Raw genomic sequence first — 24,081 nt, 5'->3', positions numbered from 1 at the left:
GCCTTTCCGTGGTGCAGTTACGTGAGGTGAGTGGAAGAAGTTTGGCTATTCGTGGCGCAGCGGTTCTTTGCAGGTTTCCCGGGAGAGCGAAACGGCGATCAGGGAGATCACTGCCGCGGCTACGAGGTACCAGGCCGGTGCCAGATCGCTGGCGGTGGCAGCGATAAGGAGGGTTGCCATGAACGGGGCGGTGCCGCCGAAGAGGGCGTTGGAGAGGTTGAAGCTGACCGCGAAGCCGCTGTAGCGGACACGGGTGGGGAACATTTCGGCCAGGAAGCTGGGGAGCGTGCCGTCGTTGAGGGTGAGCATCGCACCCAGCAGGATCTGGACCAGGATGATAATCAGGAAGTTCCCGGTTCCCAGGAGGGCGAATGCCGGCACCGTCAGCACGATGAAGGCGACGGATGCACTGATGAGCACCTTCTTGCGGCCGTAACGGTCCGAGAGCATTCCGGTAAGGAAGATGAACCCGATGTACGTGACCAACGCGATGGTGGTGGCCAGGAAGGATTCCGTTGCGCCCAGGCCCAGCTCTGAGGACAGATAAGTGGGCATGTAGCTGAGGATCACATAGAAGCCGACGGCGTTCAGCAGCACAGCTCCGACGGCCTGCAGCAGCTGCCGCCAGTGGTTCCGGAACAGGCTGGAAACAGGTGCCTTGACCGCCTCGTCCTCTGCTGCCATTTCGCGGAACACCGGGGTGTCTTCGAGCTTGGTACGGATGTAGCGTCCGATCAGTCCCATCGGGGCAGCCAGCAGGAACGGCAGGCGCCAACCCCAGCTTTGCATCGCGTCGGAACTGAGCAGGACCGTCAGCAGGCCGGCCAGCAGGGAACCAAGGAGCAAGCCTGCTGCGGTGCTTGCAGGAACCACCGCGGCGTAGACGCCGCGCTTGTTGGCGGGGGCGTATTCGACCAGGAACGCCGATGCTCCGGCGTACTCCCCTGAAGCGGAGAAGCCCTGCACGACCCTGATGATCAGCAGCAGGATCGGAGCCCAGATGCCGATCGTGTCGTAGCCCGGAATGAGAGCTATGCAGAAAGTCGCTCCGGACATGATCAGGATCGACAGGGAGAGAGCGGTCCGCCGGCCCACCCTGTCACCGATATGGCCCCAGACGAACCCGCCGAGGGGGCGCACCAGGAATGAAATCGCGAACAGGGCGAAAGTCAGCAGGAGCCCGGTCTGGGGATTCGATTCAGGGAAGAATACCGTCGCGATCGTTACGGCCAGGTAGCCATAGACGGCGTAGTCGAACCATTCGACGAAGTTGCCGATGAAGCTGGCCGCGATGACTCTCCGGCGCGTTTCCCTGCTGACATCGTTGTCAGCAGGTTGGAAATTCTGGCCGCTCAAGGTGCTGCGGCCGGCGCGGCGGCCTTCATGCACGCCATCCTGCTCCGCGCCCAGTCCTCCCGCAAGAGCGGGAGAGGAAGTTTCGTTACTCATGTATCCACCAAATTGTTTGTGGTTGCATTCAGCGCAACGCTGTTGCACCAGATTATGCGTGACGTGTAACACAGTCAATACCTTTGCGTTTCGGAATTGTGAACTTTTCAGCCCCTGAAGTGCTGGGCGAGCGCACGCTGAAAGTGTGATGGAGTGAGGTGGGTTGCGCTGGAAGCGACGCTGTTGCGTCTGAGGACGTCGCAAAGGAAGTCCGCCGTGATGCCGCGCCGGACCCCCGGGCGTAGTACTCCGGTGACCTATTGACACCCCTTGTGACGGCTGTCATATTTTCCAGTACGCGCTATGTGCATCGTGTTGTGTAATACGCAATTAGCGGAACCCTAATCCGCGGTGCGCAGGCCTGCTTCTCGATCAAGGAACGGCGACGCCGGGTCCTCGCGACGTACAAGGAGACTTTGCAGAATGACAGAGACCAGCTACGACTACGTCATCGTCGGTGGGGGAAGTGCCGGTTCCGTGCTGGCAAACCGCCTGAGCGCAGGGGGCACGCGCAGCGTCCTGGTTCTGGAAGCGGGACGAAGCGACTACCCCTGGGATCTGTTCATCCAGATGCCGGCTGCCCTGACCTTCCCCAGCGGGAATCCTCTCTATGACTGGCGCTACCAGTCGGATCCGGAGCCGCATATGGGGGGACGCCGGGTGGCCCATGCCCGCGGCAAGGTCCTGGGCGGCTCGAGCTCCATCAACGGCATGATCTTCCAGCGTGGAAACCCGCTGGACTACGAACGCTGGGGAGCCGACGACGGGATGGAAACCTGGGATTTCGCGCACTGCCTGCCGTACTTCAACCGGATGGAAAACGCGCTCGCGGCGGATCCGGACGATGACCTCCGCGGCCACTCGGGACCCTTGGTCCTGGAGCGCGGCCCTGCCACCAACCCGCTGTTCCAAGCCTTCTTCAAGGCAGCACAGGAAGCGGGATTCCCGCTGACGGATGACGTGAACGGCTACCGCCAGGAGGGCTTCGCGGCGTTTGACCGGAACGTGCACAAGGGGCAGCGGCTTTCCGCGTCCCGGGCCTACCTGCGCCCCGGGGCCAAGCGGCCCAACCTGACGGTCCGCACCCGCGCCCTGGTCACGAAGGTGAACTTCAAGGGCAACGTTGCCACCGGCGTCACCTACCGCCGCAACGGCAGGACGCACCAGGTGAACGCCGGAGAGGTGATCCTGTCCGGCGGCGCCATCAATACCCCCCAGCTGCTGCAGCTTTCCGGCATCGGGGACGCCACCCACCTCAAGTCGCTCGGCATCAAGCCCGTGGTCCACCTCCCTGGCGTGGGCGAGAACCTGCAGGACCACCTGGAGGTCTACATCCAGCACGCCTGCACCCAGCCGGTGTCCATGCAGCCGAACCTTGACCTGTGGCGCTACCCGCTCATCGGCCTCCAGTGGCTCCTGGGCCGCAAGGGTCCCGCGGCCACCAACCACTTCGAGGGCGGCGGGTTCGTCCGCTCCAACGATGAGGTGGCGTACCCCAACCTGATGTTCCACTTCCTCCCCGTCGCCGTGCGGTACGACGGCCAAAAGGCGGATGCGAAGCACGGCTACCAGGTGCACATCGGCCCCATGTATTCCGACGCCCGCGGCAGCCTCAAGATCACATCCACGGATCCCACCGTGCACCCCTCCATGGTGTTCAACTACCTCTCCACCGACCAGGACCGCCGCGAATGGGTGGAGGCCATCCATATCGCCCGCGACATCCTCGGCCAGTCCGCCATGGGCCCCTTCAACGGCGGGGAGCTTTCCCCTGGCCGGAGTGTCCAGACCGACGCCGAAATCCTGGACTGGGTGGCGCGCGACGCCGAAACAGCCCTGCATCCGTCGTGCACCGCGAAGATGGGGCCGGAATCGGACCCGATGGCCGTGGTCAATCCGCTCGACATGAGCGTGCACGGGGTCAAGGGCCTCCGCGTGGTGGATGCCTCGGCCATGCCGTACGTGACCAACGGCAACATCTACGCCCCGGTGATGATGCTCGCCGAGAAGGCAGCCGACCTGATTGCCGGAACGGCCCCGTTGGCCCCGCGGCATGCCGAGTTCTACCGCCATGGGCACAGCCCGCTGATGCGGGACCAGGCCGCCGCCGCAGCGGCGAAGGGCTAGGGAGGCAACATGACGATCGAAACCCAAGTGGAACTCGCCCGGGGCGTATATGTCGACGGCGGATGGTCGCCGTCGGCGGGTAGCCGGACCCGGACCATCAGCTGCCCGGCCGACGGAACCGCCGTTGCCGTGGTGGCCGAAGGCACCGCGACCGACGCCGAAGCGGCGGTCGCCAGCGCCCGCAGGGCGTTCGACGACGGCGAGTGGCCCCGAACGCCGGAACGCGAGCGGGGCAGGGTTCTCCAGCGGGTCGCCGAGCTGCTGGAACGCGACAAGGCCGACTACGCCAGGGCGGAGGCGCTGGACACAGGGAAGAGGTACGTCGAAGCGGAGTACGACATCGACGACGTCACCGCCTGCTTCCGCTACTACGCCGGCATCGCGGGCACGGACGCGGGCCGGGTGATCGACACCGGAAACCCGGATGCGGTCAGCCGGATCGTGCACATGCCGGTGGGTGTGTGCGGGCTGATAACACCGTGGAACTACCCCCTGCTGCAGGTGTCCTGGAAGGTGGCACCGGCGCTCCTGGCAGGAAACACCTTTGTCCTCAAACCCAGCGAGCTGACACCGTCCACGGCCGTCCTGCTCATGGAGACGCTCCGCGAGGCGGGGGTGCCTGCGGGCGTGGCCAACCTGGTGACCGGCACCGGGCCGGAGGTGGGCGCCGTCCTCAGCACCGATCCGCGGGTGGACCTCGTGTCCTTCACCGGCGGCCTGGCCACCGGGAAGCGCATCATGGCCGCGGCCGCAGGCACGGTAAAACGGGTTGCCCTGGAACTCGGCGGGAAGAACCCCAACATTGTGTTCGCCGACGCCGACCGGGAGGCCGCCGTCGACTTCGCCCTCACCGCCGTATTCCTGCACTCCGGGCAGGTGTGCTCCGCGGGCGCGCGGCTGATCGTCGAGGAGTCCATCCACGAGGAATTCGTTGCCGAGGTGGCCCGCAGGGCCCGCACGATCCGCCTGGGCGGTCCGTTCGACGAAACGGCCGAGACCGGTCCGCTGATCTCGTTCGCCCACCGGGACAAGGTGCACGCGTACGTCCAGTCGGGGCTGGCCGAAGGGGCGAGGCTGGTGTGCGGGGGGATCATCCCAGGACAGCCGCACCTGGCTGCGGGAAGCTACTACCCGCCCACCATTCTGGACGGCTGCAACAGCACCATGGGCGTGGTGCAGGAGGAATCCTTCGGGCCCGTGCTCACCGTGGAAACCTTCCGGACCGAGGCCGAGGCCATCCGGCTGGCCAACGATACCGTCTACGGCCTGGCCGGCGCAGTGTGGTCCGGTGACGGATCCCGCGCGCAGCGCGTGGCGCAGGCACTGCGGCACGGCACCGTGTGGATCAACGACTACCACCCCTACGTCCCGCAGGCCGAATGGGGCGGCTTCGGGCAGTCCGGCAACGGACGGGAACTTGGAGTGCTCGGCCTGGCGGAGTACCGGGAAACCAAGCACATCTGGCAGAACACCCGGCCGGGTCCCAGCCGCTGGTTCGGCACTTCCACCGAAAGGTAAGGCGCGCCACCAGCCAAGCATCACCTATGGGGAAACCGGTCAGGCGCAGTTTGTGCGCCGGCCGTTGATTACGCCTGCGCCTTCAGGCAGCGGGCCGGCAGCATCGTGCTATTCGAACTTAGGAGCTCAGATGTTAGAACCCACCACATCGGCACCCAGCAAAAGCGCCGACTCAAGCGGCATGGACGAATTCGGCTACGCCCAGACCCTGGACCGCAGCATCGGCAAGTTCGCCAGCTTCGCCGCGGGAGTCAGCTACATCTCCATCCTCACCGGCGTCTTTCAACTGTTCTACTTCGGTTTCTCCATGGCCGGGCCGGCCTACGCCTGGTCCTGGCCCCTCGTCTTCGCCGGCCAACTGATGGTGGCACTGTGCTTCGCCGAACTGGCAGGCCGCTACCCGGTGGCCGGCTCGGTCTACAACTGGGCCAAGCGGCTTTCCTCCGGGACGTGGGCATGGCTGGCCGGCTGGCTGCTCCTGCTCTCCTCCATGATGGCGCTTGGGGCGGTCGCCCTGGCCCTGCAGCTCACGCTGCCGCAGATCTGGTCCGGCTTCCAGTTCATCGGGGACGGGACCGGTCCGTACGACTTCGCCGTCAACGGCGTGATCCTGGCCAGCATCATGATCGGCATCTCCACCCTCATCAACGCATTCGGCGTGAAGCTGATGACGCGGATCAACAGCATCGGCGTCTTTGTGGAACTGGCCGCGGCCGTGCTGCTCATCCTGGCGCTGGGCTGGCACGTAGTGCGCGGTCCCGAAGTCCTCTTCGAGACCGCCGGTTACGGCGACGACCACCCGCTGGGATTCTTCGGGGTGTTCCTCATCGGCGCCATGGCCTCCGGCTACGTCATGTACGGCTTCGACACTGCGAGTTCCCTTGGCGAGGAGACCAAGGACCCGAAGCGCACCGCCCCCAAAGCAATCCTCCGCGCCGTCACCGCATCGTTCGTGCTCGGTGGCCTGATCCTCCTCGGCGGGCTGCTGGCTGCGCCGGACCTGAACGACCCGAAGGTGGGCGCTGCGGACGGCGGACTGCAGTACGTGGTCCTGTCCGTGCTGGGCGGGCCTTTCGGCAAGGCATTCCTGGTCTGCATCGTGGTGGCTGTCGTGGTCTGCACCCTGGCCGTCCACGCCGCCGCCATCCGGATGATGTTCGCCATGGCGCGGGACAACAACCTGCCCTTTAGCCGCCAGCTCAGCAAAGTGGATCCGGCCCGCAAGACGCCCACTGTTGCCGCCATCGTCATCGGCATCCTGGCCGTCGTCCCGCTGATCGTCAACATCACGCAGCCGGCAATTTTCACCATCATGTCCAGCATCAGCATCGTCCTGATCTACCTGTCCTACCTGCTGGTCACGGTGCCGATGCTGCGGAAGCGGCTGCAGAAGAAATGGCCGCTGGCTGAAGACGACACCGAACCCGGCTTCAGCCTGGGCAAATGGGGGATGCCGGTAAATATCCTCGCCGTACTGTGGGGCGGTGCCATGACCCTCAACCTGATCTGGCCGCGCCCGGAGATCTACAACTCCGTGCCGCCGTTCGAGTGGTACCTCCAGTGGGGCGGCGTCATCTTCGTCGGTGCAGTCGCGATTGGCGGGGCGTTGCTCTACCGTCTGAGGATCAGGCACCGCACGGGCGTCCTGGCGGAGCACGCCGCAGTGCCCGCCGCAGTCCGGGCAGTAGCGCACGCCGCCGTCCCGGGCCCGGGCCCGGATCAGGTCCGGGTTTCGGGCGCCGGCCAAGGCCCCGGCCAGGGCGCCGATCAGGGCCTTGAGCCGCTAGAAGAAGATTTGGAACCGCAACGAGTCAGCTAGATTGGCAATGGGTGCCGTTGCCAGCGAGCCCCCCGGGCTCAGGAAAGGAACACAAGAATCATGGTGCACAAAGTAAAAGCCGTTGTCGTCAAGGAGAAGAACGCTCCGGTTTCGCTGGAGACCATCCTGGTGCCGGACCCGGGGCCGGGTGAAGCACTGGTGGACATCCTCACGTGCGGGGTGTGCCACACGGACCTGCACTACAAGCAGGGCGGTATCGGTGAGGACTTCCCCTACCTGCTGGGCCACGAGGCTACCGGCGTGGTCAGCGCGGTGGGACCGGACGTCACCGGAGTGGCTCCCGGCGACCGCGTGATCCTGAACTGGCGCGCCGTGTGCGGAGAATGCCGCGCCTGCGCCAAGGGCCAGCCGCAGTACTGCTTCAACACGCACAACGCGACGCAGAAGATGACGCTGGAGGACGGCACTGAGCTCTCGCCCGCGCTGGGCATCGGTGCTTTTGCGGAGAAGACGCTCGTCGCCGCCGGGCAGTGCACCAAAGTTGACGACGACGCCGATCCCGCCGCCGTCGGGCTGCTCGGCTGCGGCGTGATGGCAGGCATTGGCGCCGCGATCAACACCGGTGAGGTCAAGCGCGGCGAATCCGTCGCCGTGATCGGCTGCGGCGGCGTGGGCATTGCCGCCATCGCGGGCGCGAAGCTGGCCGGCGCCACCACCATCATCGCGGTGGACATCGACGCCAACAAGGTGGAAATGGCCAAGTCCCTGGGCGCCACCCACGGAGTGGACTCCAGCAAGGAAGATCCCGTCGAAGCCATCCGGGCCCTCACCGGCGGCAACGGCGCCGACGTCGTGATTGAAGCGGTGGGCCGCCCCGAGACATACAAGCAGGCGTTCTACGCCCGCGACCTCGCCGGCCGCGTGGTGCTGGTGGGTGTGCCGACGCCGGACATGAAGCTTGAGCTGCCGCTGCTGGATGTTTTTGGCCGCGGCGGTTCCCTGAAGTCCTCCTGGTACGGCGATTGCCTGCCGTCCCGGGACTTCCCCATGCTGGTGCAGCATTACAAGCTGGGCAACCTGGACCTGGACGCGTTCGTGACCGAACGCATCACCATCGACCAGGTGGAAGAGGCGTTCGCCAAGATGCACGAGGGCAAGGTGCTGCGTTCCGTGGTCGAAATCCACCCGTCCGCCGAAACCGTCACTGCCGCTGAGACTGCCCCGGAAGCGGCCGCCGTATGAGCGTGACCATCGAGAACCTGGTCACCTCGGGCACGTTTTCGCTCGATGGCGGCACCTGGGATGTGGACAACAACGTCTGGATCGTGGGAAACAACGACGAATGCGTGATCATCGACTCCCCGCATGATGCGGAGGCCATCATCAGCCAGGTCCGCGGCCGGAAGGTCCTGGCCATCCTGCTGACGCACGCGCACAACGACCACATCGGCGCGGCACGTGCCGTGGCCGAGGCCGTGGGCGCCCCGATCTACCTGCACCCTGACGACCTGGTGCTGTGGGACCAGGTCTATCCCGACATCAAACCGGACCGCTACCTCGCGGACGGCGATGTGTTCCGGGTAGGCGGGGCAACCCTGCGCGCCCTCCACACCCCGGGCCACTCGCCCGGGTCCACGTGTTTCCAGCTCGAGGAGGAGGGGACGGTGTTTTCCGGGGACACGCTGTTCAACGGCGGCCCGGGCGCCACGGGCAGGTCCTACAGCGACTACCCGACCATCCTCGCCTCCATCCGCGAACGGCTGCTGACCATGCCCGCTGCCACGGTGGTCCGCACCGGCCACGGCGACAACACCACCATCGGGGCCGAGCGCGAGACGCTGGCCAAGGTGGACCAATGAAACCTCCCAGGTTCGGCAGGCAGCCGGCGCCGGTTGCGGACATCAACGAGGACGAGCTTGAAGTCCACCCGCCGAAGAGGGAAGCGGCCGGCGTCAAGGCTGTGATGGTTGCGCTTGAACGCGCCGTGGCGCAGGCCGGGGTGTCCCGGACGGCCCATTCGCTGCTCCGGCTGAACCAGCGTGGCGGCTTTGACTGCCCCGGCTGCGCCTGGCCTGAATCGGACAAGAAACGCAAGACGGCGGAGTTCTGCGAGAACGGCGCCAAAGCCGTGGCCGAGGAGAACACCCTGCGCACGGTCGGTGCCGAATTCTGGGCCCGGCATTCCATCGCCGAACTGTCAGGGAAAACGGAGTACTGGCTGGGCAACCAGGGCCGGCTCAGCGAACCCGTGGTGATCCGCGAGGGCGAGACGCATTACTCGCCGATCTCCTGGGCGGACGCGTTCGAGCTGATCGGTGAACACATCCGGGCCAGCACGCCGGACCGCTGCGTCTTCTACACCTCGGGGCGCACCGCGAACGAGACCGCGTTCATGTACCAGTTGTTCGCGCGGGCCCTGGGCACCAACAACCTGCCGGACTGCTCGAACATGTGCCACGAATCGTCGGGATCAGCGCTGAACCCGACCATCGGCATCGGCAAGGGGACCGTCTCCCTGGATGACATCCACGACTCCGAGCTCATCTTCGTGGTGGGGCAGAACCCCGGCACCAACCACCCCCGGATGCTCTCGGCGCTGAAGGAATGCAAGGACAAGGGCGGCAAGGTGGTGGCAGTGAACCCGCTGCCGGAGGCCGGCCTGTTCAACTTCAAGGACCCGCAGACCGTCTCCGGCGTGGTGGGGCACGGAACACCGCTGGCGGACGAGTACCTGCAGATCAAGGTGGGCGGGGACCTGGCACTGTTCCAGGCCCTCGGCCACCTGCTCCTGGCGGAGGAAGAGCGGAACCCGGGCACCGTCGTCGACCGGTCCTTCATCGACGCGCAGACGGACGGCTTCGACGCCTACCGCGACGCTCGCCGCGAACTGGACTGGGCGGAGACCGAGAAGGCCACGGGCCTGGCCCGGAAGCAGATCGAGGACGTGGCCGGGATGCTGGTCCGGTCCAAGGCCACGATCTTCTGCTGGGCACTGGGCGTCACGCAGCAGCCCCACTCGGTGGACACCATCAAGGAAATGGTCAACGTCCTGCTCCTGCAGGGCAACTTCGGCAAGCCCGGCGCCGGCGCCTGCCCGGTCCGCGGACACTCCAACGTCCAGGGCGACCGGACCATGGGCATCTGGGAGAAGCCGAAGGAATGGCTCCTGGAAGCACTGGACAAGGAGTTCAAGATCCAGTCACCGCGCGGCCACGGCTACGACGCCGTGGAAGCGATGGAGGCCTTCGAACGCGACGACGTGGACGTCTTCGTGTCCATGGGCGGCAACTTCTCCCTGGCCTGCTCCGACACCGCGACCTTGGAAGCCGGGATGCAGCGCATCGGCCTGACAGTGCACGTGTCCACCAAGCCGAACCGGTCCCACGTGGTGCACGGGCGCACCTCGCTCATCCTGCCCACGCTGGGCCGGACGGACAAGGACGACAAGCACCCGGGCGGTGCCCAGTTCCTGTCCGTGGAGGATTCCATGTCCGTGGTCCACTCCACGCAGGGCAGGCTCCACCCGGTCTCCGACCACCTTCTCGCCGAGCCGGTGATCATCGCCCGGATGGCAGACGCCACCTTCGGCGAGGACCACCCGGTGGACTGGAAGGCCATGGCCGCGGACTACGACGTGGTCCGGGACCACATCTCCCGCGTCATCCCGGGCTTCCAGGACTTCAACGAGCGGATCCGGACCAGGAACGGCTTTGTGCTGCCCAACCCGCCACGGGACACCCGGTCCTTCAAGACGGACATCGGCCGCGGACGTTTCACGGTCAGCCCGCTGGAGTATCTGACCCCGCCCGAGGGCCACCTGGTCCTCCAGACCATCCGCAGCCACGACCAGTACAACACCACGTTCTACGGCGTGGATGACCGGTACCGCGGCATCTCGGACGGCCGCCGGGTGATCCTGGTGCATCCGGAGGACCTGGCCGAACTCGGCTTCAAGGACCGGGACCTGGTGGACGTGGTGAGCACGTTCCGCGGGAACGACCGGCAGGCGGACAAGTTCCGGCTGGTGGCCTACCCGACGGCCAAGGGCTGCGCCGCGGCGTACTTCCCCGAGGCCAACGCCCTGGTCCACAAGGAAAACGTGGCCCGTGAATCCAACACCCCCGGGTTCAAGGCCATGTTCGTCCGCTTCGTGCCGCACCCCGCGGAAACAACGCCGCACCCTGAAGGCGCGGCAGCCCAGCCGGCGTCGGTCGGCTAAAGCAGCTAGCTGTTCCCGAGCACTGCCCACCCGTAACCGGGCAGGCCCACGGCATCCCGATCCGGATGCCGGTGGGCCCGCCCGGCCAGGAGGCCGCCTGACCCGGACGGTACGGGCAGGTCCGCCGGCGTGCCGGAAAGGTTCAGCGCGACTGTCAGCGCGGCGCCTGCGCCGCCCTCCTCTGTGCTACCTGCTGCTGCCTTACCGTCGCCGCGGACCTGGTAAACGAGGTGTTCGTTGCTGAGCGCCAGGACCGTGGTGCGGGCCCGGTGCAGCCAGGCATGCCGCCGTCGGAGGCTGATCAGTTCCTGGTGCAGGTGGTAGACGGACCAGCCGTCCTCCGCCAGTTCTGCGGGCCCCGCGGGGAACGCCGGACGGACGGCGTCATCTCCGCCGGCCCGGTCCTCCTTGACGCCGCGGAAAGCCTGCTCGTCTCCGTAGTAGATGCAGGGCGTCCCGCCCACGGTCAGGAGGACTGTGAGCGCAAGCGCCAGCTGGTCCGGGTTCGTCAGCTTGCTGGCCAGGCGGGTGACGTCGTGGTTGCCCACGAACGTGAGCGGCACGAAGGTGTCCAGGAACCCGTTGTGCCGCTCGAGCGCGGATGCGAGTTCGTAGAAGTTGGCATCGTTGAGTGAACTCCAGACGGCCTTCCACAGTTCGTACTGCGTGACCGAGTCGAGCGTGCTCCGCTCCACCTCCTCGGCGAAGTCGCCGTGGATGTACTCGCCCACGAAATAGGAGTCCGGATACTCGCGGCGCACCTCAGCCAGCACCGGGGCCCAGAACGACGCCGGCACAGCGTACGCCGCGTCCAGCCGCCAGCCGTCCGCTCCCCGGCCTAGCCAGTGCTTCATCACGTCCGTGACCAGGGCGGCAACTGCCGGTTCATCGTGGTTGAGCGCCACCAGGTGATGATGGCCCTCAAAATCCTCGTAGCCCGGTTCGGTCCCCGGCGCCCATCCGGACTCCGGCCACCGCAGGCGGAACCAGGAGGCGGCAGGAGACCCGGGACCGTCCGTGAGCACACCCTGGAACGCCCCGAAGCTGCGCCCCACGTGGTTGAAGACGCCGTCCAGCAGGACTTTCAGTCCGCGGGCGTGGCACTGGGCGATGAGCTCGTCAAAGTCCGCGTCATCGCCCAGCCGGGGATCGATCCTGAAGTAGTCCGTGGTGTCATAGCCGTGGGTTTCCGAGGCGAAGACGGGCCCCAGCGCGAGCCCGGACGCGCCGAGTTCCAGCACGTAGTCAAGCCAGGGAACCAGCTGCCCCAGCCGATGGGCCACAGTCTGGCCCGGCGCCTCGGACGTCGGCGCCTTGGACGCCCGTTCAGCGGCAGCCTGCTCCGCGCCGACAAAGCCGATCGGGTAGACCTGCCACCAGATTGCGTGTTTTACCCAGTCCGGTTCCGTCATGGAGATCCACCTTTCGTCAGCTTCCCAACATACTCGGTCGGCTCCCTGGCCGGACCTTGAGCCAATCCTTGCACTTCTTTGAGCCGACGCTGAGCTACGTTCGCCACACTCGAAGGGAAGGGTCAAGTAAGAGTCAGTCTGCGCACCGGGGATGGTGAAGGTCCGCATGGAAAGAATTCAAATCGGGGAGAAACTGCTGGGTGAAGCCCTGGCCCGGGCCGCCGTCGGACTCGTGCGGGAAGCCCCCGGATACAAGAGGCGCGCGGTCCACTACATGAAGCACGCCTGGAAGGTCTACGCCCTTTCCCGTGCCCTGGCCAAGGCGCTCGAAGACTCGTGGGAGGCCTCCAGCTGGCCCGGCGACCGGCTCCAGGTGGGCACCCGGATGTCCCGCCGGGTGGAACTGATCACCCGGCGCCTGCAGCGCGAGACGGATGCATACGCGGCAGGCTAGGAACCTTTTGCGCGAGCCCTCCTGCCCGTTTTAAACCGAGAACGACGGCGACACACCGGCTTTACCGGTGTGTCGCCGTCGTTCCGGCGTAAGAGAACCTAGCCGCGCAGCCGCTCCATGCCTGGGTCGAACAGCGGTTCGGCTGAGACGGTGGCCGCGATGCGCCGGCCGAAATACTCAACCTCCACGGCGTCGCCCTCGCACACTGCGGCAGGCAGCCAGGCGTAGGCAAGGGGCTTGCGGATCGAGTAGCCGTAGGCGGCGCTGGTGACATAGCCGGCGGCCTCGCCGTTGACGTACACCGGTTCCTTGCCCAGGACCAGGGACGTGCCGTCGTCCACGGTCAGGCAGCGCAGCACCTTGTCTAGCGGCTGCTCCTTCCGCGCGGCCAGGGCCTCGCAGCCCACGAAGCCCGTCTTGTCCTTGGCAATCGAGAAGCCCAGGCCGGCCTGGTACGGGTGGTGCTCCGAGGTCATGTCCGTTCCCCACAGCCGGTAGCCCTTCTCGAGCCGCATGCTGTTGAACGCACCGCGCCCGGCGGCGATGATGCCGTGTTCCTGGCCTGCCTCGAACAGCAGGTCCCACAGTTTCAGCCCGTATTCGGCGGTGGTGTACAGCTCCCAGCCGAGCTCGCCGACGTAGGAGAGCCGCATGGCCGTGACGGGGATCCCGCCCACCGAGATTTCCTTGGTGCGGAAGTACTTCAGGCCGTCGTTGGAGAGGTCGTCCGTGCTGAGCTTGCCGATCACTTCACGCGCCAGCGGCCCCCACAGCCCGATGCAGCACGTGCTGCCGGTGATGTCCGAGACGTGGACCCACTGCGCCGGATCCGCGGCTGACTGCTTCCCGGCCTCGACCCGGAGGTAGTCGAAGTCCACGTTGCTGTTCACGCCAAGCTGGAACTGTTCCTCAGCGAGCCGGGCGACGGTCACGTCGCTGCGGATGCCGCCGTCGTGCTCCAGCAGCAGGCAGTACGTGACGGCGCCGGGCTTCTTGGCGATGTTGCCGGTGCTGAGCCGGTGCAGCAGAGCCTGGGCCCCAGGCCCCACAACGGCCAGCCGCTTCAGCGGCGTCATGTCGTAAAGCCCGACGGCGGTACGCGTCCTCCACGCTTCGGCCGCCGAAATGGGGGAGGAGAACATGGCGGACCACTCGTCGCGCTCCGGCGCCTGCCATTCTGCGGGAAGCTCCTCGAGCAGGACGCGGTTGGCCTCGAACCAGTGCGGCCGCTCCCAGCCGGCGGACTCCAGGAAGAATGCACCCAGCTCCTTCTGCCGGACGTTGAACGGGCTGACCCGAAGGTCCCGGGGGGATTCCTTGGGCTGCAACGGGTGCAGCACGTCGTAGATTTCCACGAAGTTCTGCTGGGACGTTTCGCTGACGTACGCGTCGCTGGTCTGGACTTTCTCAAAGCGGGTGAGCTCGCAGCCGTGCAGGTCGGTGCGGGAACGGCCCTCGACGAGCAGCTCCGCCATTGCCTTGGCCACGCCGGCCGAGTGCGTGACCCAGACGGCTTCGGCCACGAACAGGCCTTCGAGGTCGGGCGCCTCGCCCATGAGCGGGCCGCCGTCAGGGGTGAAGGAGAAGATGCCGTTGAAGCCGTCCTGGATCTCGGAGCTACGCAGTGCCGGCAGCAGGTCCTGGCTGTCCTCCCAAGCGGGCAGGAAGTCTTCCAGGGTGAACTCCAGGCGGGAGGGCATGCGGTGGTCCGACATTTCCTCTGCGGAGACCTTCGGCAGGGCGGACATGTCTACCGGCATGGGTCGGTGGGCGTAGCTGCCGATGCCGATGCGGTCGCCCCATTCGCGGTAGTACAGGTCTTTGTCCTGGTAGCGCAGGATGGGCTTGCTGGCGCCCTTGGGGAGCTCGTTGACGCCCTCGAGTTCGGGCAGCGGGGTGCTAATGGCGTACTGGTGGGCCAGTGGCAGCAACGGGACTTCCAGGCCCGCCATCTTGCCGAGTTCACGGCCCCAGAAACCTGCGCATGACACCACGATGTCCGCCGGGATCACGCCGTCGGCCGTTTCGACGCCGGTGACCTTACCGCCGGTCTGTTCTATGCCGGTCACGGCGGTGGAGCCGAGGTAGGTCACGCCGCGCTCGCGGGAACGCTCGATCAGCAGCTGCACGGCACGGGCAGCCAGGGCCAGCCCGTCCGTGGGGATGAGCAGGCCGCCCAGGACCTCGCGGCCGCCGGTGAGCTTACCGGTGTTCAACAGCGGGTAGATCTTTTCGCATTCATCAGCGTCGATGATCCGGCTTTCGACTCCCCAGGAGGTCATCACCCCCATCTTGCGCTTGAGGTCGGCCAGGCGCTCGGGGGTGGTTGCCAGTTCCAGGCCGCCTACCTGGTTGAAGCAGGACTCCCCGTCCTTGCTCAGGGAGAGGAACTTGTTGACCGTGTAGGTGGCGAATTCGGTCATGGTCCGTGACGGGTTGTTCTGGAACACCAGGCCCGGCGCGTGCGACGTGGAGCCGCCGGCAAGTTCCAGCGGGCCCTGTTCCACCACCGTGATGTTGGTCCAGCCGCGGGTGGCGAGTTCGTCGGCAAGGTTGGTTCCGACAATGCCGGCGCCGATAATGACAACGCGTGGTGATGCGCTCATGGGTTGTTTCTCCTGTTTTGCGTAAGAGGCGTTGGCGTTAGCGGAAGACGACGGTGCGGGTGTTGTTGAGCAGGACCCGGTGCTGGCAGTGCCACTTAACTGCACGGGACAGTGCCTGTGATTCGGCGTCCCTGCCTACCGTGACCAGTGCGTTCGGGTCCAGGCTGTGGTCCACCCGGAACACTTCCTGCTCGATGATCGGGCCCTCGTCCAGGTCTGCGGTGACGTAGTGCGCGGTGGCTCCGATGAGCTTCACGCCGCGGTCATAGGCCTGGTGGTAAGGCTTGGCACCCTTGAACCCGGGCAGGAAAGAATGGTGGATGTTGATGGCACGGCCGCGGAGGCTGGCGCACAGGTCGTTGGACAGGACCTGCATGTAGCGTGCAAGGACCACCAGGTCAGCGTTGTACTCGGCCACCAGTTCCAGCAGGCGCGCTTCAGCTTCGGGCTTGGTAGCGGCCGTTACCGGGACGTGGATGAACTGCAGGCCGGCGGCTTCCGCCATGGGGCGAAGGTCCTCGTGATTGGACACCACGACGGCGATCTCCGCACCCAGGCTGCCGGCGCGCCAGCGGAAGATGAGGTCGTTGAGGCAGTGGCCGAACTTTGAAACCATCACCAGCAGGCGCTGGGGGCGGCCATCGTGGATGGCGAATTCCATGTCGAACTCTTCGGCGATGGCGGCGAACTCCGCGCTGAGGCCTTCCGCGGAAACTTCCTTGTCTCCCGGAGTGAAGGCCGTGCGCAGGTAGAGCTTGCCGCTGATGTGGTCATCGAACTGCTGGTGCTCAACAATGTCGAAGCCGCGATCAGCGAGGAATGCCGTGATGGCCCGGACGATTCCGGGGCGCTCCGGGCACGCAAGGGTAAGGACATACTGTACGGTGTCGGTGCCGCGGACGCCGGCAACGTCGCCGGCCTCCACCGTCGCGTTACCGGTGGGGCGGCCTTCGAGGACTGTGGTCATGGTCTACTCCTAATTCTTTGCGGGGGCTTGGGTGTCAGCGGGGGAAGCCGCGCAGCGGCCGTCGTCCGGACAGCGCTGATCACATTGATGTTTGGTAACGAGATCGAACTGGACGCCGCCGTGTTGGTCCACGCCGCTGCGAATGGCGCGCTCCACTACCGAGTCCGCCAGTCGGCGCCGGAGGGACAGCGGATCCCGGCGCAGGTCCTTGACCAGGGCGAAGCACAGCAGCAGCATGACCAGCACAAACGGCAGGGCCGCCACGATGGTGATCCGCTGCAGGCCGGAGAGCGCCTCCGAGGGTTCATCGCCGCCGGCCAGCATCATGACGGCGGCTACTGCGCCGGTGAGCAGGCCCCAGAAGATGACCAGGCCGCGCTTCGGGTCGGAGGACCCGTTGGAGCTCAGGGATGCCATGATGATCGATGCGGAATCGGCTCCGGTGATGAAGAAGATGGCCACCAGGACCATGGCGAGAACCACCACTGCTGCGGTGAGCCAGGCAGGCATGGACATGTTCCGGACGAGGTCGAACAGGGCGCCGTCGAAGTCGATGGACGGTGACCCGCTGGCCATGGACACCAGTCCGGGGGTACCCGCCTTGTCCGCTTCCTCCTGGACGTGGAACGCAGTGCCGCCGAAGATACCGAACCAGATGACGCTGACGATGCTGGGGACCAGCAGGACGCCGGTGACGAACTGGCGGATGGTGCGGCCGCGGCTGATGCGGGCGATGAACATGCCCACAAACGGCGTCCACGATACCCACCAGGCCCAGTAGAAGATGGTCCAGCCGGACATCCAGGTCCGGAGCGCCTCGTCGCCCACGGCTTCGGTGCGGGAGGACATCTCGGCCAGGTCCCTGGCGTAGTCACCGACTGCTGCGGGAATGAGGTTGAGGATAAACAGTGTGGGCCCGGCGAGGAAAACGATGAGCGCCAGGATCACGGCCAGGACCATGTTGATGTTGGACAGCCACTGGATGCCGCGGCTGATGCCGGACACCGCCGAGGCCACGAAGCAGGCTGTCAGGACGGCAACGATGGCCACCAGGATGGGTGTTCCCACTTCCCCGATCCAGCCGTTCGACGTCAGGCCGCTGCCGATCTGGAGGGCGCCGAGGCCCAGGGAAGCGGCCGTGCCGAAGAGCGTGGCGAAGATCGCCAGGATGTTGATGAACTTGCCCACCGGCCCTTCCACCGTCCTGATGCCGAACAGCGACGTGAACGCTGCCGAGATCAGCTGGCGGCGGCCCAGGCGGTAGGTGCCGTAGGCCATGGCAATGCCGACGACGGCGTACATCGCCCAGGGGTGCAGGGTCCAGTGGAAGATGGAGGTTGCCATGGCCGTCTGGATGGCTGCCGGCGTGCGTCCGTCCACCGTTCCCGGCGGAGGGGAGATGTAGTGGTACAGCGGCTCGGCCACACCGTAGAACATCAGGCCGATGCCCATGCCGGCCGCAAACATCATGGCAATCCATGACACGGTCCGGAACTCGGGCTTCTCGCCGTCCTTGCCGAGGGGAATGTTGCCCCACTTGCCCAGGGCCAGCCAGAGCACAAAAACAACGAACAGCGAGGCCAGGACCATAAAGAGCCAGCCGGTGTACTCCATTACCCAGTCGAGGGCGGCTGTTGACGTGGCGGCCAGGCTGTCCCGGCCCAGGAAGCCCCACGCCACGAAGGCCAGGGCCAGAACCCCGGTGATGCCGAAGGTGGCCTTGTCGAGGGTGAGTTTGCGGTTCCGCCGCTCTGCCACAGCCTGCTCGGCTTTGGTCTGGCGGAGTTCCTGCATGATCTGTTCGGTGTCCTCGGCATCGTGTGAATCGTGGGAGGAAGGAGAGTTCTCGGACGCAGGAACGAGCTTGGGCTCCTCCAGCTCAACGGGGGGGGTGGGCATCCGTGCGGATGTCGCTGTTCAAAGCCATGTCAAGTCCTTTGGTTTGAATTCATGGGCTGAAGCTGTACTCCGGTGTCCCCAAACCGGGCGGAAGATCGGGGCCTTCCTGGCATTCATTGTTCAAGGTCAGCTTTGCTTGCATCGCGGCAGTTGTTCCGTAAAGAGCAACACGTCTCGCCATAAGCAACAGAGTGGCCCGTATCACAGTCACGTGTCAAGGATTTTCTGAAGTCTTAAGCCCTATTTCAGGCAATCCGGCTGCGCCTTGACGGTGGGCCGGGGCAGGGGCTAGGCATCGATAACCAGGTCCGTCTGCGCCGTGGAGCAGCAGGGCAGGAACTTGCCCGCCGAGATTTCCCGCGCCCGGATCCCTCCCTGGTGGTTCATCTCGATCTCCCCTGAAAGCTTGACGACCTTGCAGGAGCCGCACATGCCTTCCTTGCAGTTCGCGCCAATCCTGACGCCCGCACGCTGGGCCACCTCGAGGATGCGCTCGGTGGGATCGATCCGGACATTGATGCCGGTACGCATGAAGGACATGGTGAGGCTGCCTGTCCCCACCGTGCCGAAGCTCGAGGCGTCAGGGGAACCGGCTTCCGGCTCCAGGCCCGGGCTGTCGACGGCGGGGTCGGAGCCGGGTGCCTCCGGGCCGCTGATTTCCAGCGGCAGACCCGAGGCCTGCAGAGTCCCGTCGGCGTCGTAGCCAGGCTCGTAGAGCCCGAATGCGGCGGGCTGGCTTTCAAAGTAGTCCTCGGCGGATTCGGCGATCTCCTCCGCGACGTCGGCTGCAAGTGCCACCTCCGCCTGGTATTCAAGGAGCGTCTGGCGGTCTCCCGAGAAGAACTCCATGTATATGGAAGTGTCATCGACGCCGACCTTTTGGAGGAGCTCGGTGGCGGTGTTCAGGTAACCCTCGGGACCGCATGCGTACACCTGGCGGCCGTTGGCATCAGGGGCCACCTCCTCGAGCATGGCCGCCGTCAGCCTTCCGCTGAGCCCTTCCCACCCCTCCGGTACGCTGCGGTCGCCCAGGGAGTAGTGGACCTTGACGCGCGAGTCCACGGATGCGATATAGGCCAGTTCCCGGTGGAAGCCAAAGCCTCCAGCATCCGAGCCGTGGTAGAGCACCACAACATCGGCGTGTCCGGGCAGGGAGTGGATGGTCCGCACCATGGACATGATGGGGGTGATGCCTGCGCCGGCAGCAAGCAGGAGATACCGTGCCCGTCGGTCGGCATCGGGCAGGTGGAATGCTCCCACCGGTCCCAGCATCTCAAGAACGGTGCCGGGTTTGACGTTCTCGTGCACCCAGGGTGAGACCAATCCCGTGGGGTCGCACTTGACGGTAATGCTGAAAGTCCACGGCTCGGTGGGCGAACTGGACAGCGAGTAGCTGCGGTCCACCGGTTCCTGGTCCTCGCCATTCACGGGAAATGCGACGTTCACGTACTGGCCGGCACGGAACGCCAGGGGTGCACCGTCGCATCGGCGGAACACGAAGGTCATCATGGCGCCGGCCTCGGGAACGGTCTCGACGCATTCGGCCATGAACTCCTGCGGATGCCATGGGCCCAACGCCCGGGCTGCCCGTGCGGGTGCCTCGGGGCTTCCCATCACCCTGTTCCACGGCATCTCAAGACCGCGAATACGCTGTGGTTCCTGGATTGCCGTTTCGGTGAGGAGTTCAATCATGCCAAGTGCTCCTGCACGCGCTGCACGTACCAGTTGATGAATGCCTCGACCTGGTATTCGCTCTTCATGTACGGACCGGGCTCGTAGGCGGGACTGCCGGCACCCTGCTGGCACAGCTCCACGAACGCCTTGTCCTGCAGGTTCGTTTGCTTCCAGGTGTAGGTGAGCTTCTCCAGGTCGTAGTCGACGCCTTCCACGGCGTCGTCAGCCACCAACCAGGTGGTGCGTACGAGGCTCTGGTGTTCGTTGATGGGAAAGACGCCGAACGTGATCACGTGGTCGCCGAGGAAATGGAACCAGCTGTTGGGCTGCAGGTGCATCGAGCAGCGGCCAAGGCGGAAGTCGGGCAAATCACCCAGCAGCTTCTTGGAAAGCCTCCGCCCGTCCGCGGAGAACGACTCACCCTCTCCATCGAGTGATTCCCGTGAGATACGGATTCCCGCGATACGCGTGTCAAGCTGCTCGACCACCTCGTAGGGAAGGCCGTAGCGGCGGCAACGCTCCTCGAGGGAGGACTGAGCCTCCTTGTTCCGGTTCCACACTTCCTCAAGATGGGGCGGGATCAGGCCCTCCGTCAGGCCCCAGGTGGGGAAGAGGGAGCAGGCGAGCTCAGGGTGGCCGTCGCAGTGGTAGCACTCACGGTTGTTCTCCATGACGAGCTTCCAGTTGCCCTCTTCGATGATGTTCTGCTGGTAGGCGATTTTTGTCTTCGAGAGATCGTGGGGCGCCAGGTAGGGCTCAAAGATTTTTGCGGTTTCATCGAAGTCCGTCGGCGCATCATCGGCAATGCAGACGAAGATGAGTCCGGCGACTTCGCGGCCGTGGGCGCGTTTGAGGCCGAAGCAGCTCTTGTCGAACTTCGTTTCCCCCGGCGCGGAGGCATGGATCAAATTACCCTCCGGGGAGTAGGTCCAGGAGTGGTAGCCGCAGACCAGGTTTCCGGTTGACCCGGCAGCTTCGGTGAGAACGCGGGCGCCGCGGTGGCGGCATACGTTGTGCAGGACGTTCACGGCGCCGTCGTCGTTGCGCAGCACAATCAGGGAGTAGGGCCCGTAGTCGACGGTGACGTAGTCGCCCGGCTCCGGCAGTTCGGCGGTGCTCGCGGCAAAGATCCAGTGCTGGCCGAAAATGGCCTCCATGTCGATGTTGAAGATCGAGCGATCGGTGTAGAAGGGGGCATCGAGGGAGTAGCCGGTGCGCCGGAACTCAAACAGCGCGGTAATTTCTGCCAGCTGCTCGGCCGGCAAGGATGCAGCGAGTTTTCCGCGTGAATTGAGGGGGACGTTCACTGAAGCAGTCATGGGTTTCCTCCCGGGAGGCATGGGTAGTGGGTGTTGCGGCGGCCATGCGTGGGCGGGTGCTAACGGCCGGTCGAAGTACTTGTAATGATGAGATTAGGGTCACGGGAGCTGCAACAAAAGCGCGTGATTTTGAAGATAACCATGCAGAATAGATGCATGATCGATCCACGGCTCACAACACTTCGGGTGTTTGCCCGGTGCGGCACTATTGGCGCAACCGCGGAGCTCACGGGTTATTCTCCCTCCGCTGTCTCCGCGCAATTGCGGGAGCTCCAGCGCGTGCTTGGAATGCAGCTGCTGACGAAGGACGGCCGGGGTGTGCGTCTTACCGCCACGGGACGCTTTCTGGTGGCGGGCTCGGATCCCCTCATTGCCCAATGGGAGAAGCTGCGCGCCGCAGCCATGGAGGCTGGCGACCAGGTGCAGTCCCACTTTGGCCTCGGCGGATTCTCCTCAGCAGCCGCCCAGTTGCTCGCGCCGCTGGCCGCCACCCTGCGCTCAACACGCCCCATGCTGGAGGTGCAGGTTCTTGAGGCTGATCCGGCCCGCTGCTTCGACTTGTTGATTGCGGAACGAATCGACCTTGCAGTCATTGTCGCCATGCAGTCCGACAGTTATGGTGAGGACGATCCGCGCTTCGAGCAGAGAGTTCTGCTCGACGATCCGCTGGACGTCATCATTCCCGGTGACCATCCGCTGGCATCACGGGAAACAGCGACGCTTGAAGAACTGGCATCGGAACCATGGATCACGGAGGCAGTCGGTTCCACCTACCATTCCCTGTTCACCGCGGCGTTCACGGCAGTCGGGGTGACACCGAGGATTGCCCACGAGGCCGTTGAATGGGAAACCCAGATCGCGTTCGTGGGTGCGGGGCTGGGCGTCGGCCTGCTGCCCCGGCTGGCGCCTTTGCATGGTGCCGAAAACGTGGTTCGGCTACGCATCACCGGTAGGGCGAAACCCACGCGCCGCATTGTCGCCGCGGTGCGCAGGGGCAGCATCGCCTCACCCCTGATCCAGGAGTCGCTCGGCATCCTGCAGGTCAATGCCAATCGGATCCTCACCGCCCGGCCCGAAGTGGACCCCTGAGCGCTGCCGGCGTGGGGCGTCCTGGACCTGATGCCTTAGCGGCGGGTGTAGCCCATTCTTGCGCTGATCTGCAGTCCCGCCTCTTTCAGCGCCTCAAGGAGTCCCGGTGCCTTTTCGGGATCAAAACGGAAGGCAGGCCCGGAGATGCTGACCGCACCGATCACAGCACCCATGTGGTTGTACACCGGCACGGACATCGAGTTGAGGCCGATTTCGAACTCTTCGCGGACCACGCCGTAGCCGTCGCGGGCGACGTCGAGGAGCTGGGTTTCGAGCGCCTTCCGGTTGGTGATGGTCCGGGGCGTCCGGGCCGGGAGGCCGGTCTCTTTCAGGATGCGGTCCCGGTCGTCCGCGGACAGCGCCGCCAGGAGGACTTTGCCGCTCGAAGTCGCATGGAGCGGGGTCAGGCTGCCCACCCAGTCGTAGGTGGCAAGCGTTGACGGTCCCATGGCCTGGTCCACGTTGACGGCGTAGTTGGAGCGCAGGACGGCCAGGTTCACCGTCTCCTTGAATTCCTCGGCCAGCCCTTCCAGTACGGGGCGGGCTTCACGGACCAGGCTGAGCCGTCCGGGGATGGAGCTCGCCAGCCTCAGGATGCCGAAGCCCAGCTGGTACTTTCCGCGCTCGCTGTTCTGGTGGACCATTTCACGGCTCACCAGCGAGCCCAGCAGCCGGGACACGGTGGACTTGTGGATGCCCATCTCCTCGGCGATTTCACTCACGCCCGCATGGCCGTCCCGGGCCAGGATCTCCAGGACTGCCATTGCCCGGTCCACTGACTGGACGCCGCCGTGCTGGCCCGAGTCCGCGTCGACGTCGGATTCGGGGTCGTTCTTCGAAGCCATGATCCATACCCTTAAGTAGTTTCTGCGGCTTGCTTACCCGCCACAAGGCCGCTTAGAGCGTCCTCTCGGTTAGTTCCACACTTTCGATCCTATGCCGAGACGGGTGCGCCAGGCGGCATTGCGTTAAGCGCGGGGTCGTCACGACAGGTCCAGGCGCATCAGCACCCGGGGGAAGCCGTTAAGCACGGAGTCGGTGTCCGCGGCCTTGGTGAAACCGGCCTCCTCGAAGAGCTTGCGCGTGCCGACGTAGGCCATGGTGATGTCCACCTTCCGGCCCTGGTTATCGACCGGATAGCCTTCGATTGCCTGAGCGCCGTGGCTGCGGGCGAAGTCGATGGCGCCCTGCAGCAGGTGATGGGAAATCCCCTTGCCTCGATGCCCGGGCCGCACCCGGATGCACCACACCGACCACACGTCGACATCGTCTACGTGGGGGATCTTACGGTTACGGGCGAAGCTGGTATCGGCGCGCGGATGGACAGCGGCCCAGCCCACCACCTCGTCGCCGTCGTACGCGAGCACCCCGGGCGGCGGGTCCTGCCGGACCAACTCCTTGACGACTTCGCCGCGCTCAGGGCCGCGCAACGCCAGGTTCTGCTTGGAGGGGATGCGATAGCTCAGGCACCAGCACACCGTCGCGTCGGGGCGCTTGGGGCCCACCATCGTCCTTACGTCCTCGAACCGGGTCGCCGGACGAACCTCGATTGCCATGCCGCGGAGTCC

At 65.5% G+C, this 24,081-nt stretch carries 17 protein-coding genes; 8 read left to right on the top strand and 9 right to left on the bottom strand.

Translation table 11 applies throughout. The features are described 5' to 3' along the window. Positions 1–45: 45 nt before the first annotated feature. Positions 46–1,449, bottom strand: a complete 1,404-nt coding sequence (locus ARTH_RS18880) for an MFS transporter (RefSeq protein WP_011693552.1) — start codon at positions 1,447–1,449, stop codon at positions 46–48. A 423-nt stretch (positions 1,450–1,872) separates the two neighbouring features. Here ARTH_RS18880 and betA point away from each other — a divergent pair, with 423 nt between their 5' ends. The 6 genes from betA to ARTH_RS18850 all read left to right on the top strand — a co-directional run bounded on the left by betA (position 1,873) and on the right by ARTH_RS18850 (position 11,093). Continuing rightward, positions 1,873–3,576: a choline dehydrogenase gene (gene betA / locus ARTH_RS18875; RefSeq protein ID WP_011693551.1), complete on the top strand. Its 1,704-nt coding sequence runs from the start codon at positions 1,873–1,875 to the stop codon at positions 3,574–3,576. A gap of 9 nt (positions 3,577–3,585) precedes the next feature. Beyond that, on the top strand, positions 3,586–5,094 hold the full coding sequence (locus tag ARTH_RS18870; protein ID WP_011693550.1) for an aldehyde dehydrogenase family protein: 1,509 nt from the start codon (positions 3,586–3,588) through the stop codon (positions 5,092–5,094). A gap of 130 nt (positions 5,095–5,224) precedes the next feature. Next, positions 5,225–6,913, top strand: a complete 1,689-nt coding sequence (locus ARTH_RS18865; RefSeq protein WP_011693549.1) for an APC family permease — start codon at positions 5,225–5,227, stop codon at positions 6,911–6,913. A 60-nt stretch (positions 6,914–6,973) separates the two neighbouring features. After that, positions 6,974–8,116 carry an S-(hydroxymethyl)mycothiol dehydrogenase gene (locus tag ARTH_RS18860; RefSeq protein ID WP_011693548.1) on the top strand — a complete coding sequence of 381 codons (1,143 nt, stop codon included), beginning with the start codon at positions 6,974–6,976 and terminating at the stop codon, positions 8,114–8,116. Beyond that, a complete protein-coding gene (locus tag ARTH_RS18855; protein ID WP_011693547.1) occupies positions 8,113–8,733 on the top strand; it encodes an MBL fold metallo-hydrolase in 621 nt (206 codons plus the stop codon). Before ARTH_RS18860 ends, ARTH_RS18855 begins: the two co-directional genes overlap by 4 nt. Further along, on the top strand, positions 8,730–11,093 hold the full coding sequence (locus tag ARTH_RS18850; RefSeq protein ID WP_011693546.1) for an FdhF/YdeP family oxidoreductase: 2,364 nt from the start codon (positions 8,730–8,732) through the stop codon (positions 11,091–11,093). Before ARTH_RS18855 ends, ARTH_RS18850 begins: the two co-directional genes overlap by 4 nt. Before the next feature lie 5 nt (positions 11,094–11,098). Here ARTH_RS18850 and ARTH_RS18845 read toward each other — a convergent pair whose 3' ends face one another. Further along, the gene (locus ARTH_RS18845) at positions 11,099–12,505 is read right to left on the bottom strand and encodes an alpha-amylase family glycosyl hydrolase (protein WP_011693545.1); all 1,407 of its coding nucleotides are present in this window, start codon (positions 12,503–12,505) and stop codon (positions 11,099–11,101) included. Positions 12,506–12,671: 166 nt separating this feature from the next. On the opposite strand from ARTH_RS18845, the gene ARTH_RS18840 reads away from it, so the two are divergent. Then, complete coding sequence (locus ARTH_RS18840; RefSeq protein ID WP_011693544.1) at positions 12,672–12,959, top strand: hypothetical protein; 288 nt, start codon at positions 12,672–12,674, stop codon at positions 12,957–12,959. Positions 12,960–13,057: 98 nt separating this feature from the next. Here ARTH_RS18840 and ARTH_RS18835 read toward each other — a convergent pair whose 3' ends face one another. The 5 genes from ARTH_RS18835 to ARTH_RS18815 form a co-directional block, all read right to left on the bottom strand. Continuing rightward, positions 13,058–15,565: a GcvT family protein gene (locus ARTH_RS18835; RefSeq protein ID WP_011693543.1), complete on the bottom strand. Its 2,508-nt coding sequence runs from the start codon at positions 15,563–15,565 to the stop codon at positions 13,058–13,060. A 37-nt stretch (positions 15,566–15,602) separates the two neighbouring features. Then, positions 15,603–16,532 carry a formyltetrahydrofolate deformylase gene (gene purU / locus ARTH_RS18830; RefSeq protein WP_011693542.1) on the bottom strand — a complete coding sequence of 310 codons (930 nt, stop codon included), beginning with the start codon at positions 16,530–16,532 and terminating at the stop codon, positions 15,603–15,605. Positions 16,533–16,541: 9 nt separating this feature from the next. Beyond that, positions 16,542–18,431 carry a BCCT family transporter gene (locus ARTH_RS18825; protein WP_011693541.1) on the bottom strand — a complete coding sequence of 630 codons (1,890 nt, stop codon included), beginning with the start codon at positions 18,429–18,431 and terminating at the stop codon, positions 16,542–16,544. A 288-nt stretch (positions 18,432–18,719) separates the two neighbouring features. Continuing rightward, complete coding sequence (locus ARTH_RS18820) at positions 18,720–20,123, bottom strand: ferredoxin reductase (protein ID WP_011693540.1); 1,404 nt, start codon at positions 20,121–20,123, stop codon at positions 18,720–18,722. Then, entirely contained in the window at positions 20,120–21,424 is a 1,305-nt protein-coding gene (locus ARTH_RS18815) for an aromatic ring-hydroxylating oxygenase subunit alpha (RefSeq protein WP_011693539.1), read from the bottom strand. The genes ARTH_RS18820 and ARTH_RS18815 overlap by 4 nt, the downstream gene beginning before the upstream one ends. Positions 21,425–21,580: 156 nt before the next feature. On the opposite strand from ARTH_RS18815, the gene ARTH_RS18810 reads away from it, so the two are divergent. Beyond that, positions 21,581–22,513: a LysR family transcriptional regulator gene (locus tag ARTH_RS18810; protein ID WP_043430085.1), complete on the top strand. Its 933-nt coding sequence runs from the start codon at positions 21,581–21,583 to the stop codon at positions 22,511–22,513. A 35-nt stretch (positions 22,514–22,548) separates the two neighbouring features. On the opposite strand, the gene ARTH_RS18805 is transcribed toward ARTH_RS18810, so the two are convergent. After that, positions 22,549–23,358 (bottom strand): IclR family transcriptional regulator, encoded by an 810-nt coding sequence (locus tag ARTH_RS18805; RefSeq protein WP_011693537.1) that lies wholly within the window; start codon positions 23,356–23,358, stop codon positions 22,549–22,551. 138 nt (positions 23,359–23,496) lie between these two features. Continuing rightward, complete coding sequence (locus ARTH_RS18800) at positions 23,497–24,069, bottom strand: GNAT family N-acetyltransferase (RefSeq protein ID WP_011693536.1); 573 nt, start codon at positions 24,067–24,069, stop codon at positions 23,497–23,499. Positions 24,070–24,081: the final 12 nt, after the last annotated feature.

This window comes from Arthrobacter sp. FB24 (genome assembly GCF_000196235.1).
GTDB lineage: Bacteria > Actinomycetota > Actinomycetes > Actinomycetales > Micrococcaceae > Arthrobacter.
Note: the sequence above shows the minus strand (reverse complement) of the source record. Positions and strands in the feature narration are given on the sequence as shown.

Coding starts and splice junctions, on each gene's coding strand:
- ARTH_RS18820 (WP_011693540.1), bottom strand. CDS start 20,123: ATGATTGAACTCCTCACCGAAACGGCAATCCAGGAACCACAGCGTATT.
- ARTH_RS18835 (WP_011693543.1), bottom strand. CDS start 15,565: ATGAGCGCATCACCACGCGTTGTCATTATCGGCGCCGGCATTGTCGGA.
- ARTH_RS18800 (WP_011693536.1), bottom strand. CDS start 24,069: ATGGCAATCGAGGTTCGTCCGGCGACCCGGTTCGAGGACGTAAGGACG.
- ARTH_RS18805 (WP_011693537.1), bottom strand. CDS start 23,358: ATGGCTTCGAAGAACGACCCCGAATCCGACGTCGACGCGGACTCGGGC.
- purU (WP_011693542.1), bottom strand. CDS start 16,532: ATGACCACAGTCCTCGAAGGCCGCCCCACCGGTAACGCGACGGTGGAG.
- ARTH_RS18840 (WP_011693544.1), top strand. CDS start 12,672: ATGGAAAGAATTCAAATCGGGGAGAAACTGCTGGGTGAAGCCCTGGCC.
- ARTH_RS18850 (WP_011693546.1), top strand. CDS start 8,730: ATGAAACCTCCCAGGTTCGGCAGGCAGCCGGCGCCGGTTGCGGACATC.
- ARTH_RS18845 (WP_011693545.1), bottom strand. CDS start 12,505: ATGACGGAACCGGACTGGGTAAAACACGCAATCTGGTGGCAGGTCTAC.
- ARTH_RS18865 (WP_011693549.1), top strand. CDS start 5,225: ATGTTAGAACCCACCACATCGGCACCCAGCAAAAGCGCCGACTCAAGC.
- ARTH_RS18870 (WP_011693550.1), top strand. CDS start 3,586: ATGACGATCGAAACCCAAGTGGAACTCGCCCGGGGCGTATATGTCGAC.
- ARTH_RS18855 (WP_011693547.1), top strand. CDS start 8,113: ATGAGCGTGACCATCGAGAACCTGGTCACCTCGGGCACGTTTTCGCTC.
- ARTH_RS18810 (WP_043430085.1), top strand. CDS start 21,581: ATGATCGATCCACGGCTCACAACACTTCGGGTGTTTGCCCGGTGCGGC.
- ARTH_RS18860 (WP_011693548.1), top strand. CDS start 6,974: ATGGTGCACAAAGTAAAAGCCGTTGTCGTCAAGGAGAAGAACGCTCCG.
- ARTH_RS18815 (WP_011693539.1), bottom strand. CDS start 21,424: ATGACTGCTTCAGTGAACGTCCCCCTCAATTCACGCGGAAAACTCGCT.
- betA (WP_011693551.1), top strand. CDS start 1,873: ATGACAGAGACCAGCTACGACTACGTCATCGTCGGTGGGGGAAGTGCC.
- ARTH_RS18880 (WP_011693552.1), bottom strand. CDS start 1,449: ATGAGTAACGAAACTTCCTCTCCCGCTCTTGCGGGAGGACTGGGCGCG.
- ARTH_RS18825 (WP_011693541.1), bottom strand. CDS start 18,431: ATGCCCACCCCCCCCGTTGAGCTGGAGGAGCCCAAGCTCGTTCCTGCG.